Source organism: Maribacter halichondriae (assembly GCF_027474825.1).
Classification (GTDB): domain Bacteria; phylum Bacteroidota; class Bacteroidia; order Flavobacteriales; family Flavobacteriaceae; genus Meishania; species Meishania halichondriae.
Genome location: NZ_CP107030.1, coordinates 1 through 14,315, shown reverse-complemented (window position 1 = coordinate 14,315; position 14,315 = coordinate 1). Strand labels below are relative to the sequence as shown.

Below are 14,315 nucleotides of genomic sequence, written 5' to 3'. Positions count from 1 at the left end.
GTGGTAAAATCGTTAACATATATTTAAAACAAAAAGACCTTTGCCATGGCAAAGGTCTTTTTGCATTTTTTGTATTCCTTTAGATGGAATCCAAAATGCGATTGAGTGTGGTACTGGGGCGCATTGCAATGGCCATAAGATTAGTGTCGGGTTTATAGTATCCTCCAATGTCTTGTTTACTTCCTTGGGCAACCTTCAACTCATTAATAATGGTCGCTTCGTTTTCCTCCATAGCCGTGGCGACTTTTCCAAAAATTGTTTTCAATTCTTCATCTTTATCTTGGGCAGCCAAGGCTTGGGCCCAATAAAGCGCTAAGTAAAAATGGCTTCCCCGTGTATCCAATTCCATGACTTTTCGGGAAGGGGATTTATCATTGTCCAAGAACTTTTCGGTGGCACTATCCAAAGAATCGCCCAATATCCTTGCTTTTTCGTTATTGTTCTTCTCACCATAGAATTCCAAGGAAACACCTAAGGCCAAAAATTCCCCTAGGGAATCCCATCTAAGATGACCTTCCTCCAAAAATTGCTCAACGTGTTTGGGGGCTGAACCACCGGCACCTGTTTCGAAAAGTCCACCTCCGTTCATCAAGGGGACGATAGACAACATTTTGGCACTGGTACCGACTTCTAGAATCGGAAATAGGTCAGTGAGGTAATCCCGTAGCACATTACCGGAAACTGAAATAGTATCTTTTCCATCTTTAAGTCGACGCAATGTATATTTTGTAGCATCGATGGGCGACAGAATCTCTATTTCAAGACCTGCGATATCGAAATCCTTGAGATACGTATTAACTTTCTTGATCAGCTCTCGGTCATGTGACCTTTCCGAATCGAGCCAGAATATAGCTGGTACCTGGCTCGCCTTGGCTCTTGAAACGGCAAGTTTTACCCAGTCACGTATCGGTGCGTCCTTTACTTGGCACATTCTCCAAATATCACCTTGTTGAACGGAATGTTCAATCAGTGTTTTTCCTGAATTGATGTCGACGATCCTTACGACTCCGTCATCCGAAATTTCAAAAGTTTTATCATGTGAACCATACTCTTCCGCTTTTTGTGCCATAAGCCCAACATTGGGAACGGTACCCATAGTTCTTGGGTCAAAAGCCCCATGCTCTTTACAAAATTCAATGGTCGCCGTATATATACCCGCATAACTACTATCAGGTATAACCGCTTTGGTGTCTTGTGATTTGCCATCGGCGTTCCACATTTGACCAGAGTTTCGAATCATGGCAGGCATGGAGGCGTCGATAATGACATCACTGGGAACATGCAGATTTGTAATTCCCCTATCGGAATTCACCATGGCCAAATCTGGACCTCTCTGTATTGCCGATTCGATATCTGCCAGTATTTCGGATTTCTGATTTTCGGGGAGCTCATCAAGTTTACCCAAGATTGTTTCTAATCCATTATTGGGATTGATTCCAATGGAATCCAAGGTTGCCTCGTGTTTTTCAAAAACCGCGGCAAAATAGGCTTTTACGGCATGACCAAAAATAATCGGGTCAGATACCTTCATCATGGTGGCCTTCATGTGAATAGAGAATAAGACCCCTTTGGCTTTGGCATCGGCTATTTGTTCCTTTAGAAAAGAGACCAATGCTCTTTTATTCATAACCGTAGCATCGATAATCTCACCTTCTAACAACGCTATTCTATCTTTCAGTAGGATTTTTGAATCATCGTTTCTGACCAATTCTATTTTTACTTCGGTGGCTTTATTAAGGGTAATGGATTTTTCGTTTGACCTGAAATCACCATGGTCCATTGTAGCGACATGGGTTTTGGAATCAGGACTCCAGGCTCCCATGGAATGTGGGTTTTTCTTTGCATAGTTTTTGACCGCCCTCGGTGCGCGACGATCTGAATTGCCTTCACGCAGTACAGGGTTCACGGCACTTCCTTTAATTTTATCATAGCGTGCCTTGATCTCTTTTTCGGAATCATTATTAGGTTCGTCAGGATAATCGCGTAAGGCATATCCTTTAGATTGCAGTTCGGCAATAGCTTCCTTTAACTGAGGAACCGAAGCACTTATATTCGGGAGTTTGATAATATTGGCATCCGGATCTTTTGCCTTGCTTCCGAGTTCCTCTAGATCATTTGATATTCTTTGTGAATCGTTCAAAAAGTCTGGGAAAGTTGCTATAATGCGACCTGCCAAGGAAATATCCTTTGTCTCAATGGCGATACCGGATGTTTTGGTATAGGCCTTTACAATGGGAAGAAAAGATTCAGTGGCCAGAGCAGGAGCCTCATCAGTTTTGGTGTAGAAAATTTTCGGCATCTATGGTTGTCTTTTGTTTTAAGCGGAGCAAATATACAATTTTATCATCGCTCAAAAGACAGGAATTTCCCCAATATCAGAAGGTTTTTTGGGTTTTGAAAACATGTTACAAAACAAAAGCCATATCATTGTACAAGTACATTGATATGGCTTTTTAGAACAGCTTACAAACTTGTTGTTCTACCTTGCGGCAAAACGGCAACCATTGATTGCATTTGCGTCGCTTGTTCAACGTTTGAAATACATTATTGTTCTTAATTATTAAACCAAGCAACTCTCCGTATTTCTTCTCATTGTCTTAATGTTATTCAATCCAATATCGAACCGAAGTCCTATGTTTGGTGAAGAACATCCATATGGACAACACAAAAGGCGACAGCCCTTTGATTCCATACTCGCCTATTAAAAAACTGGAAGCAACTTACGTCACGACTCAAAATTTTAAAAAGCTGAACAATAATATAAAGAACGTAACCTTTATAATGACTTAAAACTTATATCCTCCGATAGTTATTTTAAATCATACCTCAATGTAGGATAATATTTCGGGAAGACCAAAATATTTAACATATTAATAATCAACATACTATGAACCTCACTTTTTAACAATTGTTCATAAAAAAGCCTTCTATCGATAAATCAGATAGAAGGCAGTGTAAGAATATACGTTGCGAAATCTAAGAACGAACTTCTTTAATTCTCGCTTTTTTACCGGTAAGGCCTCTGAAATAGAAGATACGCGCTCGACGCACCTTACCTTTTTTGTTTACTTCAACTTTCTGCAAGGCCGGCATATTTACAGGGAAGATACGTTCTACGCCCACTGTACCCGACATCTTACGGATGGTAAAAGTTTCGGTCGCACCGGTTCCTCTTCGCTGAATCACGACTCCTTTGAAAAACTGGGTACGTGTTTTTTCACCTTCCTTAATCTCATAGTATACCGTAATGGTATCTCCTGATGAGAATTTTGGAAAATCTTTTTTCGGAACAAATTCGTTTTCAACGAAATTTATCAATGAATCCATGGTCTTGTTTTAACATTGTACGTAAAGCAACGTTCACGATTTTCGTCAGAGGTTGATTTAATAGTGTGCAAAAATAGTCTATAAATTAAAATCCACAAGCGTTTTGCCTCGAATTTTTGTTAGGGTAAGAACGGCATTACATCATTCCAAAAGATCCGGACGCATTTTTTCCGTTCTTTTCTGTGCCTGCTCTTCACGCCATTTTTCAATTTTTGGAAAATTGCCACTTAATAATACCTCTGGAACCTTCATGCCTTTGTATTCGGAAGGTCTGGTATAAACAGGGGGAGCCAATAAATTATCTTGAAAAGTATCTGTCAGGGCGGAAGTCTCGTTATTCAATACGCCCGGAATCAATCGAATAATCGTATCGCAAAGAACGGCCGCCCCGAGTTCGCCACCGGATAGCACATAATCCCCAATCGATATTTCGCGGGTCACAAACCGATCTCGTACCCGCTGATCTACCCCTTTGTAATGACCACAAAGGATAACAATGTTTTTCAAGAGAGATAGCCCATTGGCCATTTTTTGGTTCAAGGTTTCCCCATCGGGAGACATGTAGATGATTTCATCGTACTGACGTTCTGCCTTTAAAGATGTGATGCATCTATCTATGGGTTCTATCATCAAGACCATGCCCGCTCCACCACCAAATTGATAATCATCGACTTGATTATAGCTTTTGTCCGTGTAGTCCCTAAGATTGTGAAAATGTACTTCGACCAGCCCTTTTTCAATGGCCCTTTTTAGAATAGAGGCCTCAAAAGGACTTTTCAAAAGCTCGGGAAGTACCGTTATTATGTCTATACGCATGGGGCAGTCTTAGTCTATTTATTCCGCGGACCAAAAATAGTGAAAACAATGGGATTCTTTCTCCCAACCTAATCGCTCATAGAGTTTTTGTGCGGGATTATCAATGGCTGTCTCCAATGCCAAACCCTTGTATCCTTTTGATTTACAAAAAGTTTTGCCCTTTTCAAGCAATGCTTCCCCGATACCCATTTTTCGATACTTTACATCCACATACAAATCGTTTAAAATATATACAGGCTGCAATGTGACCGACGAGAATGTGGTGTATAGCTGGGTAAACCCGGCAGGAATTCCTTTATGGTGGGCCAAAAAGAGTACACTTTCCCTTTTGTCCATCCTTTCAGTAAGAAATATTCTTGCAGCAGGCACATCGCTGTTTTGACCGTAAAAAATGCGATAGGCATCGAATAAAGGGGCAATATCGTCTAAATAGGTTTTGTCGACTTTGATAATTTCGATCATGACTGAAGCTAAAAAAAGCCCCGTGAGGAGCTTCTTTCTTATTTTGCTTTTTTGTATTTGTTGATTTCGTCTTGCAGCTGCCGGCTGATTTTCTGCTCTCTTTCAAGCGCCCGACGCCTATGATCCTCATATTCGCTTTCCAGTTCGGATAGGTTTGATTTGGCCTCTTGTGTAAGCACGTTGCTTTTTCTGAACTTGAACATGAAGAACAAGGTCAAGGCCAATAAGCCCGCTATGATGGACCAGAGAATAGTATTGTAGGTGATTTTCGACACAAGGATCCCTAAGAACGACATGCTGTCTTTTTCTTCGGTAACCGATGCCAGATTGTTTGTAGTCTCAGCAAGTTTTTTGTTCAAACCTGAAATGGTGGTCTCATGACCGGCAATTGTTCCCTTTAGCTCGGCTTCTTTCCCACTATAAACTTTCAGTGTGTCGAGCACATTCTGACGTAGTTTGTCAAGCGATATAGTCCTTACAACTTCATATTTTTTTCCTTCGGCCCTATAATTGCCCGATTTTTTATAAACAAATTCGAATTGGCTGTTTATGCTTCCACCGTCCAAGGTGAGGATTTCTGTCTGTTCCGCTTCCTGTGCATATTGTAGGTTGAATGCCAGCAAGGAAACCACAATGAAGAGTAGTCTTAAAACTTTCATTTATTAGGTCTTATGTATTAAAAAACGATTTAGAGAAGACTAAAGTAATCCAATATTATCAATTAAGAAAAAAATCGAAAAGAAGGTTGCTTTTCAAGGGATATTAGGGGTTGTAAGATAGCTTTCACAAGCTGAAATTAAAAACCCTAATAGTAAGTGAACCTTCGAACTTTGGCAATATATTTGGCCAAGCGGATTACCTGATGCGAATATCCATATTCGTTGTCATACCATATATACAATACTATATTTTTTCCATTATCGGACACAATAGTCGCCTTACTATCGTAAATTGATGGAGCCGAAGTACCCACAATATCCGTGGATACCATTTCTTTGCTTAAAGAATATTTGATTTGCTCCACCAAATCACCTTCTAACGCATACTTCTTTAGCATGGTGTTAACACCGTCCAACGAGGTTTTATTCTTGATTTCGAGATTTAGTATCGCTAATGAACCATTGGGCACGGGAACACGTATCGCATTAGAGGTAAGTTTACCTTTTAAAGATGGCAAAGCCTTGGAAACAGCTTCACCCGCACCGGTCTCTGTAATGACCATATTCAGTGCCGCCGCCCTTCCACGTCGGTATTTGCCGTGCATATTGTCGACCAGGTTCTGGTCGTTGGTGTAGGCGTGTATCGTTTCAAGATGACCTTTCTTTATTCCCAGTGAATCTTCAACTACCTTTAAAATAGGGGTAATGGCATTGGTAGTGCATGAAGCCGCCGAGTAGATTTTCGTTTTATCAGGGTTATAATCCTTATGGTTTACGCCATGAACAATATTCGGTACTTCTTTTCCGGGAGCCGTTAGCAGTACTTGACTTGCCCCTTTGGCCTTTAGGTGCCTACCAAGTTCTTCTTTGGTTCTAAAAGCACCTGTATTGTCAATGATAAGGGCATCTGAAATTCCGAATTGCGAATAATCGATATCCTCAGGATTATTTGCGTTGATCATATGAACGGTGGTTCCGTTTATCAATAATGCATTTCTTTTCAAATCGATATCAACAGTACCCATGAACTGGCCATGAACCGAATCGATTCTAAGTAAATTGGCTCTTTTTTCAAGCGTCTCGACGTCATTTCCTCCTCTTGTAACGATGGCCCTCAATCTCAATTGATTGCCTTTACCCGTCTTTGCCATCAATTCTCGCGCCAAGAGTCTACCAATTCTTCCAAATCCATAGAGCACCACGTCTTTTGGTTTGATACCTGCGGTTTCATCGGCATTCTGCAATTTGTCCAATACAAAGGCCTTGACATCATTGAAATTATTATCATCGGAATGGTATTCGTAGGTCAATTTTCCAATGTCGAGTTTTGAAGGTGGTAGTTTTATATCATTAATAGCCCGAAGCAACTCGACAGAATCAAAAATTGAGATGGGTTTTTGAACAAATTCACCTGCATATTCGTGGAGATTTATAATATCACTGACATTTTTATCAATAACCTGGTTCTTAAAGAGTACGATCTCGATGGATTTGTCATACCACAAATCGCTGGTAATCTTAATGAATTCGGTTGTTGCCTTTCTACGGTCTGCCTGAAAGGCTAGTTCTTTTTCGTATGATTTTATCGATGCCATTACTTTGGTTAAAAGTTTTCTATCGCTACAAAAGTAGCTATTTCAAAGGTTTTCGTTGGTAAAACCAAAAAGAAAAACGCCCCCATTTTAGGGGCGTTTTTCTTTTTAGGCCAAAACCTTTTTATTGAAAGATAAGTCTTTCCCTTTCTCCTTTTTCGTTGACCATCGTTATTACGGTCTTTCCGTATCTGGAAATTTGGCCGAACAGTTCATAGGCTTCTTGAATATCATTTATTTCCTCATTGTCGACGGATAATAGTACTTTGCCCTCGAGACCATAATCATTATATAGTTCAGGAACATCTACAATTTTTACACCCTTCTTAACCTTAAACTTTTTCTTGTCATCATCGGTCAAATCTTTAACGGTAAGGCCCATTACAGGTACCTCCAAGGTTTGTTTTTTCTTCAGGGTGACCATAACTTCTTTGATATATCCATCTCGTTCAAAAGCAACATTGATTTTATCACCCTGGTCTTTTGGAAGAAATATACCCATTGAGTTCGGCAAACTTTCGAACCTTAATATTGTCCACTTGTTTTATGATATCCCCTTCAACGAATCCAGCATCCATAGCTCCGGAATCATCTTGGACGTAGGCCACAAAAACACCGTCGATGTCGTTGACTCCTTTCTCAATGGCATCCTTTGTGTTTAGTGGAATTGAAGAAATCCCTAAAAATGCCTTCTGCACATTACCGTATTCCATGATGTCGTCGACCACTTTTTTGGCAATGTTGCTGGGTACGGCAAAAGAATACCCCACATAGGATCCTGTTCGCGAGGTAATGGCCGTATTGATTCCTATCAAATCTCCATTGGTATTTACCAAAGCACCACCACTGTTTCCCGGATTTACGGCCGCATCGGTTTGTATGAAAGATTGACCCCTTCTAGGATCAAGATTTCTTGCCTTTGCACTTACAATTCCTGCCGTTACGGTAGAGGTAAGATTAAATGGGTTTCCAACGGCCAAGACCCATTCACCGATCTTGGCATTATCCGAATTCCCAAAAGCAAGATAGGGTAGTTTACTTTCAGCATCAATTTTAAGTAATGCAATATCGGAGTTTGGGTCGGCACCAATAAACTCTGCATCATATGTTTTATTATTATTCAAGGTAACCTGCAATTGACTTGCGTTGTCCACCACGTGGTTGTTCGTTACGATGTAACCATCTGAAGTAATAATGACTCCAGAGCCTGTCCCTACTTGTGGCCGAGCATTTTGCCCAGAACCAAAAATAAATTCCAACGGATTGCTTGGCCCTTGGCTAAGGGTTACATTTTTTACGTGTACCACGGCGTTAACCGTATTCTCTGCCGCAGCCGTAAAATCTATCTCATTGATTCCGGCGCCTTTCGCCGATGTCGGCTTAAGACTTGTGGTAAACGTAGGGCCACTATCGTCATTCGATAAAATGGCATAATTCGTATTTTCGAAGAAAAGCTTGTAGGCCCCAAGGGTGATTGCACCTGCAAAAATGGCAATCAATAGTGAACTTGTTATTTTTTTCATATTTATTGAACGAATTTGGATTTTCAAATGTTGACAATGTAAAATTAACTTTTTTTGCATCCCAGTTTTGTAGTTTAACGAGTTTTTAACTGCTAAAAAATCCTTAAATAAAGTCATATCTTTGTGGTTCTATTTTGAAGATGAGACTTACTTTTTATAAATACCAGGGTACGGGAAACGACTTTATAATGGTCGATAATCGTACTGACTTTTTCCCCAAAAACGATACTAAACTGGTCTCTTTTTTGTGCAACAGAAAATTTGGCATTGGTGCGGATGGCCTTATATTATTGCAAAATGACCAAATGTCAGATTTTAAAATGGTGTATTTTAATTCAGATGGAAACGAGGGTAGCATGTGTGGTAACGGGGGGAGATGTGCCATGGCCTTTGCGAATTATTTGGGGATAGTTTCAAATCATGCCACTTTTAATGCCGTTGACGGATTGCACAAGGCCACAATAGAGCAGGAAGAAGTCAGCCTTCAAATGCAAGATGTAGAAGAAATCAAGACCAAACCCAAGGCCCTATTTTTGAATACCGGATCACCGCATCATGTTCAGATTGTGGACGACTTGGAAAGATTTAAGGTATACAAAGAAGGAAAAAAATACGATACGGACTCTATGGGCAAAACGGAAGCAATATCAATTTCGTAAAACCCGAAGATGATGGCACTTTTTCGGTGCGCACCTACGAGCGTGGTGTCGAAGATGAGACCTTGTCATGTGGTACCGGAGTCACCGCGGTGGCCTTAGCGATGCATAATTCAGGAAAAACGGATAGCCAAACTATAACTGTACATACACTTGGCGGAAATCTGCAGGTCACTTTTGACGTTGAAAATGAAAAGTATCGGAATATTTTTTTAATAGGACCTGTAAAACAGGTCTTTAAAGGAGAAATCGATTGTTGACACTAAAAGGCGAACATATTTATTTGAGGGCTCTTGAGCCTGATGATCTCGAATTTTTGTATCAATTGGAGAACAATACCGCGATTTGGGAAATCAGTAATACGGTGACCCCTTTTTCAAAGCACGTGCTAAAACTCTATCTTGATAATGCGCATCGCGACATTTTTGATGTCAAGCAGTTACGTTTATGTATCTGCAACCTAAAAAATAGTGTCATCGGTCTTATCGACCTTTTTGATTTTGACCCAAAAAACCACCGGGCTGGTCTCGGCCTTGTGGTCCTTGAAGAAAAAGAACGCAACAAAGGGGTAGGAGCCGAGGCTATATCCTTACTTGTAGATTATGCTTTCTCCGCACTGCAATTACATCAGATCTATGCCAATGTGATGGAAGATAATGCTGCTAGTATCCATTTGTTTAAAAAGCTCGGATTCGAGGAAGTCGGTACCAAGAAAGACTGGATCTACTCGAATGTAGGCTATAAAAATGAACTATTGTTCCAAAAAATAAAATCCTGATGTATATCAAAAAAATTATATTGATTGTGGCCCTCCTAGGGTTGGTAGTTGGCGGATTTTTTGCCTATAATGTCTATGATGCCATATTCTCGCCGAATACAAAATTCAATAATGATGAAGCGTTTATCTATATTCCTACGGATGCTACTTTCGATGAAGTAAAAAAAACACTTGAACCGCTATTGGCAGATATGGCTTCTTTCGAAAAAGTGGCCGAAAGAAAAGGATATACAGGGAATATCAAAGGTGGAAAATATGCCATCAAAAAGGGAATGAACAATAATGATATTATTAATTCTCTTCGCGCCAATAATATACCGGTCAAGGTGGCTTTCAATAATCAAGAGACCCTAAAGGATCTTGCCGGGCGAATCGCAGGTCAAATAGAAGCAGATAGCTTGAGCTTATTGGCATCCTTCGAAGATCCGTCTTTTTTCGAAGGCAATGGTTTCAACGAGGATAATAAATTGAGCATGTACTTGCCGAACAGCTATGAATTTTTTTGGAATACTTCGGCCGATAAGTTCAGAGATCGCATGTTGGCCGAATACAAGCGCTTTTGGAACGAAGAGCGCCTTACCAAGGCAAAGGAAATGGGAATGACCCCAGAAGGGGTTGTTGCCCTTGCATCCATTGTACACAAAGAAACGGCAAAAGTGGAGGAACGCCCACGTGTGGCCGGACTTTATTTAAACCGTCTAAAATCCGGAATGTTGTTACAGGCCGACCCCACGGTGATATATGCCATAAAAAAATATTCGGGAAATTTCGATACGGTCATTAAAAGAGTACTTTACAAAGACCTCGAACTCGACTCGCCGTATAATACCTATAAATACGCAGGTGTGCCTCCTGGCCCGATAACGATGCCCGATATGTCAGCGATAGACGCTGTTCTGAAACCTGAAAAACATGAATACTACTATATGGTGGCCAACGTAGAAGACTTCGGCTATCACAAATTTGCCAAGACCATTGCGCAGCATAACCGCAATAAGGTGCAGTACATCCAGTGGATAAACGCCCAGAAAATAAACAGATAGTCCTTTTATCGCTATTTTAAGACTTGTTAACAAATATTAGATATTTTTAACACAAGCGTGAAGGCCAGCCTTTCAATACGAACGTATCTTTGTCATGTGAAATATAAGCTTACCATTATTTTTTGGTGAGTCTTATGAAAAACAGAGATATGAGAAGATGTGTCATTTTTTTCAGTTCTCTTATCATGCTCCTCATCTTAATGAGTTTCAGGTATACTTCAAAAGTCGAAGTGCCCGAGACTCTTAAGGTAACTGAACCTACTGAGTTCTCGTACCCCAAATATGAGACTCCTATTGCTACTACAATCGTTGCGCCTCCCTTTTTGGGAAGTTCGTACATTGGCTTTAAAGAGGCTTTGGCCTTTAAGGAGTCTCGAGGTGATTATTTTTCCATCAATACCTTAGGGTATTTGGGAAAATATCAATTCGGAATTGGAACCCTTCAATTAATGGGGGTTTATAATTCTACCTATTTTTTGAATAATCCTGAATTACAAGAAAAGGTATTTCATACCAATATCGCCCGCAATAAATGGATACTTCGACGTGACATTGACCGCTTCGTCGGAAAGTATATAGGCGGCACCAAAATCACGGAGTCTGGTATGTTGGCTGCTGCTCATTTGGCCGGTGCCGGTAATGTGAAAAAATACTTGAGGTCTTACGGACAGATTGATGTGGCCGATGCCTATGGTACGACCATCGCTAAATACCTCAAAAAGTTTTCGGGATATGACGTGTCACATGTCTCTCCCAAGCGGAATCCGAAAGTCTAAGATAATTATATACATATGAAAATGGATAGACCCTGATGGAAACATCGGGGTTTATTTTATCCTTGAATGATAAAAATAGCGGGTCTTTTGTGCAGATCCAACGTTATTTTTTTCCATGCCGAGATAGGTAAAGTCAGAATGTATTCGGTGGACAAGGTAATATCACAGGCAATACATAGTTTAGTGCTTTGAGCGAGGTTTTTCAATAAATCGGCAAGCAACTTATCATTTCTATAGGGTGTTTCAATGAATATTTGCGATTGCTGTTGATCTATGGATATTTTTTCAAGCTTCTTGATTGCTTTTTTACGTTCCGAAATATCAATCGGCAGATATCCATTGAAGGCAAAACTTTGACCATTAAGGCCACTTGCCATAAGTGCCATAAAGATAGAAGATGGCCCGACCAACGGAACGACCTGAATTCCTTTTTCGTGGGCAACCTTGACGACTTCAGCTCCGGGGTCGGCGATTCCGGGGCAACCTGCTTCAGATAGCACCCCAATATTGAAACCCTCGTAACAAGGCGTCAGGTACGATGGAATGCTTTCTGGTTCGGTATATTTGTTCAATACCTCTAAATGAAGACTTGGTTGTGATTTTCTCGGGCTTATTTTTTTGATGAACCTACGTGCCGTTTTTTCATTTTCGACGATGTAATAATCGACACTTTCAATTACTCTTTTGATAGAAATCGGCAATACCTCCAAGGGTTCATTATCACCTAAAGTAGAAGGGATCAGGTAGAGTTTGCCCAATGTTTTTTTGTCGTTTTTGGTCATGGTCAGTTTATATTCCTGGTTTTCAACCGCAGGGCAACGGCATCACAGGCATCATTTATCATCGTAAATATCTTTTCAAAACCATCTTTGCCACCATAGTAGGGATCGGGCACTTCGCTGGTTCCAATCGAGACTTCCTCCAAAAGCAGTCGTACTTTCGAAATTTGGCCTTCGTTTTCGGCCATGTGGATCAGGCTTAAATAATTATTCCTGTCCATGGCGTAGATAATATCGAAGTTCTCGAAATCTTCCCTAGTGACTTGACGACACCGCTGGTGCGAAATATCGAGTCCGTATTTAGATGCGACGGCAATACTTCTTTTATCGGGCGGATTGCCTATATGATATCCTCCTGTGCCAGCCGAATCGACGTATACTGCACTAGTGTCTACCTTGCTTTGAAGAATACCCTCGGCCAATGGCGACCTACAGATGTTACCGAGACAAACCATCAAAATTTTGACAGGCATTAAGATTTAAGAGAATTTTTTGGTCAAGTCGTCAATATACTTGCGAAACTGCTTATCGGTTTCAGCGAGGTTATCAACCGTTTTACAAGCATGAAGTACGGTGGCATGATCGCGTTTTCCGATTTGAGAACCGATACTTGCCAAAGAAGCTTTCGTAAACTTTTTGGCAAAGAACATTGCCAGCTGCCTTGCTTGAACGATATGTCTCTTTCTTGTTTTTGACTGTAATGTGGCAACATCCATTTCGAAATAGTCCGAGACCACTTTTTGAATGTAATCTATGGAAACTTCGCGCTTGGTATTCTTTACAAATTTTTCTACCACATGCTGGGCGAGTTCCAAGGTCACCTCTTTTTTGTTGAATGAAGATTGTGCGATGAGTGATATGATGGCACCTTCAAGTTCTCGAATATTGGTTTTTATATGTTTGGCGACATATTCGATAATATCATCGGGCATCTCCACGCCGTCTCGGTACAATTTATTTTTTAGGATGGAAATACGGGTTTCATAATCCGGATTTTGCAATTCTGCCGAAAGTCCCCATTTAAAGCGGGAAAGAAGTCTTTGCTCGATATCTTGCATATCGACAGGTGCTTTATCTGATGTCAATATAACCTGCTTTCCATTTTGATGTAGATGATTGAAAATATGGAAGAAGACGTCTTGCGTTCCCGACTTTCCGGAAAGAAACTGTACGTCATCAATAATCAACACATCGATCAATTGATAAAAATGTATAAAATCATTTCGGGTATTTTTTTTGACCGATTCGATGTACTGTTGCGTAAATTTTTCCGCAGAAATATAAAGTACCGTTCTTTCAGGATATTTATCCTTTATCTCAACCCCAATGGCATGGGCCAAATGGGTTTTTCCCAATCCTACGCCCCCGAATACCAATAAAGGATTGAACGATGTACCACCCGGTTTGTTCGCTACGGCCATACCGGCAGAACGAGCCAAACGGTTCGAATCGCCTTCTAAAAAGTTTTCAAAATTATAATTCGGATTGAGCTGCGATTCGATTTTAATATTTCGGATTCCAGGGATTACAAAAGGGTTCCTAAGCTCAGGATTTTTTGATTTAATAGGGACGTCCATTTCTTGTGGGGTCATACCACTTCGATTTGAACTGGGTATTTTTTCGGTAAAGGGCTCTCGATTACCATAGGTGTTCTCCATACGAATGATATAGACCAATTTGGCCGTTTCACCGAGTTCGCGTGTCAGGGCGACTTTTAAGATTTTCACATAATGTTCTTCGAGCCATTCGTAAAAGAATTTGCTCGGTACTTGTATGCTTAAGGCGTTTTCGGAAAGCTTAACAGGCTTGATGGGCTCAAACCACGTTTTGAATGCCTGCGGCTGGATATTATCTTTGATAAAAGCCAAGCAATTGTTCCATACGGAATTAGCAGTCACACTCAT

General features: G+C 40.5%; 14 protein-coding genes and 1 pseudogene. 4 read left to right on the top strand and 11 right to left on the bottom strand.

Annotated elements, in window-relative coordinates; genetic code table 11:
* Positions 1 to 79 precede the first annotated feature (79 nt).
* The 8 genes from N8A86_RS00070 to N8A86_RS00040 form a co-directional block, all read right to left on the bottom strand.
* A complete protein-coding gene (locus N8A86_RS00070) occupies positions 80 to 2,299 on the bottom strand; it encodes an NADP-dependent isocitrate dehydrogenase (protein WP_273567209.1) in 2,220 nt (739 codons plus the stop codon).
* 677 nt (positions 2,300 to 2,976) lie between these two features.
* Positions 2,977 to 3,327, bottom strand: coding sequence for a 50S ribosomal protein L19 (rplS, locus tag N8A86_RS00065; RefSeq protein WP_273567208.1), 351 nt, complete (start codon positions 3,325 to 3,327; stop codon positions 2,977 to 2,979).
* Positions 3,328 to 3,468: 141 nt separating this feature from the next.
* A complete protein-coding gene (gene trmD, locus N8A86_RS00060; RefSeq protein WP_273567207.1) occupies positions 3,469 to 4,143 on the bottom strand; it encodes a tRNA (guanosine(37)-N1)-methyltransferase TrmD in 675 nt (224 codons plus the stop codon).
* An 18-nt stretch (positions 4,144 to 4,161) separates the two neighbouring features.
* Positions 4,162 to 4,605, bottom strand: a complete 444-nt coding sequence (locus N8A86_RS00055; RefSeq protein WP_273567206.1) for a GNAT family N-acetyltransferase — start codon at positions 4,603 to 4,605, stop codon at positions 4,162 to 4,164.
* 38 nt (positions 4,606 to 4,643) lie between these two features.
* Complete coding sequence (locus N8A86_RS00050) at positions 4,644 to 5,264, bottom strand: tRNA (guanine-N1)-methyltransferase (RefSeq protein WP_273567205.1); 621 nt, start codon at positions 5,262 to 5,264, stop codon at positions 4,644 to 4,646.
* Between the two features lie 146 nt (positions 5,265 to 5,410).
* Positions 5,411 to 6,859, bottom strand: coding sequence for a glyceraldehyde-3-phosphate dehydrogenase (locus N8A86_RS00045; protein ID WP_273567204.1), 1,449 nt, complete (start codon positions 6,857 to 6,859; stop codon positions 5,411 to 5,413).
* 121 nt (positions 6,860 to 6,980) lie between these two features.
* Entirely contained in the window at positions 6,981 to 7,358 is a 378-nt protein-coding gene (locus N8A86_RS21285; RefSeq protein ID WP_337251706.1) for a hypothetical protein, read from the bottom strand.
* Positions 7,327 to 8,379: a S1C family serine protease gene (locus N8A86_RS00040; RefSeq protein ID WP_337251705.1), complete on the bottom strand. Its 1,053-nt coding sequence runs from the start codon at positions 8,377 to 8,379 to the stop codon at positions 7,327 to 7,329. The genes N8A86_RS21285 and N8A86_RS00040 overlap by 32 nt, the downstream gene beginning before the upstream one ends.
* Before the next feature lie 140 nt (positions 8,380 to 8,519).
* Between N8A86_RS00040 and dapF the strand changes: the two are divergent.
* The 4 genes and pseudogenes from dapF to N8A86_RS00020 all read left to right on the top strand — a co-directional run bounded on the left by dapF (position 8,520) and on the right by N8A86_RS00020 (position 11,632).
* Positions 8,520 to 9,295 (top strand): annotated as a pseudogene (dapF, locus tag N8A86_RS00035) (diaminopimelate epimerase).
* On the top strand, positions 9,289 to 9,813 hold the full coding sequence (locus N8A86_RS00030) for a GNAT family N-acetyltransferase (RefSeq protein ID WP_273567203.1): 525 nt from the start codon (positions 9,289 to 9,291) through the stop codon (positions 9,811 to 9,813). Before dapF ends, N8A86_RS00030 begins: the two are co-directional and overlap by 7 nt.
* Positions 9,813 to 10,856, top strand: coding sequence for an endolytic transglycosylase MltG (gene mltG / locus N8A86_RS00025; RefSeq protein WP_273567202.1), 1,044 nt, complete (start codon positions 9,813 to 9,815; stop codon positions 10,854 to 10,856). The genes N8A86_RS00030 and mltG overlap by 1 nt, the downstream gene beginning before the upstream one ends.
* A 149-nt stretch (positions 10,857 to 11,005) precedes the next feature.
* Positions 11,006 to 11,632 carry a hypothetical protein gene (locus N8A86_RS00020; protein WP_273567201.1) on the top strand — a complete coding sequence of 209 codons (627 nt, stop codon included), beginning with the start codon at positions 11,006 to 11,008 and terminating at the stop codon, positions 11,630 to 11,632.
* Positions 11,633 to 11,688: 56 nt separating this feature from the next.
* On the opposite strand, the gene N8A86_RS00015 is transcribed toward N8A86_RS00020, so the two are convergent.
* Genes N8A86_RS00015 through dnaA form a run of 3 tightly spaced genes read right to left on the bottom strand, consistent with a single transcriptional unit; the run spans position 11,689 to position 14,315 of the window.
* The gene (locus N8A86_RS00015; protein ID WP_273567200.1) at positions 11,689 to 12,414 is read right to left on the bottom strand and encodes an SAM-dependent methyltransferase; all 726 of its coding nucleotides are present in this window, start codon (positions 12,412 to 12,414) and stop codon (positions 11,689 to 11,691) included.
* Between the two features lie 2 nt (positions 12,415 to 12,416).
* Positions 12,417 to 12,884 carry a low molecular weight protein-tyrosine-phosphatase gene (locus N8A86_RS00010; protein WP_273567199.1) on the bottom strand — a complete coding sequence of 156 codons (468 nt, stop codon included), beginning with the start codon at positions 12,882 to 12,884 and terminating at the stop codon, positions 12,417 to 12,419.
* A gap of 6 nt (positions 12,885 to 12,890) precedes the next feature.
* Positions 12,891 to 14,315: a chromosomal replication initiator protein DnaA gene (dnaA, locus tag N8A86_RS00005; protein WP_273567198.1), complete on the bottom strand. Its 1,425-nt coding sequence runs from the start codon at positions 14,313 to 14,315 to the stop codon at positions 12,891 to 12,893.